Genomic DNA, 1,484 nt, shown 5'->3' on the forward strand with positions numbered 1-1,484 from the left:
GCATTCTGCGGCTTCCGCCGAGGCGGATACCGCGACTTGCCACGATCGTGGTGGGTTCCGGGCCGGTCGGGGGCGGGGCGACGGGCGTGAGGAGAGGAGCAGTCGATGGCGGGACCGGAGGCGCGGCACCCGGCGGGGCACACCGTCCGACCGGTCGGCGACCTGTCCACCATGCGGGTCAGTTCCGTCTCGGTGCCCGCCCCGGGCCGGCTGGAGAACGAGGACATCGTCTTCCGGTTCGGCCCGCTGGTGGGGCTGCTCGACGGCGCGACCGTGCCGGAGGGCTTCGACACCGGGTGCGTGCACGGGCCGGCCTGGTTCGTCCGCCACCTGGCCGCCCGGATCGGACTGGCGGTCGCCGCCCGGCCGGCGGCGACCCTGGTGAGCAGCCTGGCGGCAGCGTTGCTCGGGGTTCGCGCCGACCACGGCGACGCCTGCGACCTCGACCATCCAGGCACTCCGTCGTCGACGGTCTGCCTGCTTCGGGAGGGCGTCGACGAGGTCGACTACCTGGTGCTCTGCGACAGCCCGCTGGTGTTCGAGGCCGGCGGCCGGACAACAGTGATCTTGGATGACCGGCTCGACTCGGCCGTGGCCGACCTGCGCCGGATCGCGGCGGCCCTGCCGGAGGGAGTGACTCCGGAGACCCGGTTCCGGCGGGCGGTGGCGGCGCAGCGGGAGCGGATGAACCGTACCCACGGCTACTGGGTCGCGGCGACCGACCCGGACGCGGCGTACCACGCGCTCACCGGCACGCTGCCGCTGCGCGGTCCGGACGCGGTCCGGCGGGCCCTACTGCTCAGCGACGGCGCTTCCTGCGCGGTCGAGCAGTTCGAATTGCTCGACTGGGCCGGCCTGCTCGATCTGGTCACCGCCGAGGGGCCGGGCGCGCTGGTCGAGCGGGTACGCGCCGCCGAGCGCGAGCACACGGAGCGGCTGCGCCGACACAAGCGCGTCGACGACGCCTCGGTGGTGCTGTGCGAGTTCCCGTCCCGGGACTGACCACCCGCCGGGGCGGGGGTGCCTCCAGGGCGATCGGGATGGCCGCGATCCGATCACCGGGAGCGAACGGTGACAGCGGAGGGTGACGTGGGACAGGCCATGGGCCGACCGGTCGGATCCGGATGACGGAGGGTCGGTCCACGGCCGAAAATCTGGACCGGTGGCCGGCGTGCCGGGCAGACTCCGGCACGTGACGGGTGCGGTACGGCTGGAGCCGGTAGACGAGCGAAACCTGGAGCCGTTGCTGTCTGTAGCGGTGGCCGAGGCGGAGCCGGATGACGTGATGCCCCCGGTCGAAGCGCCGGCCGGCTGGTCGGCGGCCCGCCGAGAGGCATTCCGGGACTACCACCGCGCCAGCTTCGCCGGCCTGGCCGGCCCGACCCGCACCCGGATGTACGCCATCGTGGCCGGCGGCGAGGTGGTCGGCATGGTGCGGATGCGCCGCTGCGACGAACCCGGGGTGGTGGAGACCGGGATGTGGC

The 1,484-nt window shown here is 73.9% G+C and carries 1 protein-coding gene and 1 pseudogene; both read left to right on the top strand.

Annotated elements, in window-relative coordinates; all coding sequences use genetic code 11:
* Positions 1-105 precede the first annotated feature (105 nt).
* Positions 106-1,002 (top strand): hypothetical protein, encoded by an 897-nt coding sequence (locus tag E1193_RS31365; protein WP_132186734.1) that lies wholly within the window; start codon positions 106-108, stop codon positions 1,000-1,002.
* Positions 1,003-1,192: 190 nt separating this feature from the next.
* Positions 1,193-1,484: pseudogene (locus E1193_RS31370) on the top strand (GNAT family N-acetyltransferase); the annotation flags it as partial.

This window comes from Micromonospora sp. KC606 (genome assembly GCF_004348675.1).
Taxonomy (GTDB): domain Bacteria; phylum Actinomycetota; class Actinomycetes; order Mycobacteriales; family Micromonosporaceae; genus Micromonospora.

What these genes read in the sequence shown, in the direction of transcription:
- E1193_RS31365 (WP_132186734.1), top strand. Translation starts at nt 106, where the DNA reads ATGGCGGGACCGGAGGCGCGGCACCCGGCGGGGCACACCGTCCGACCG.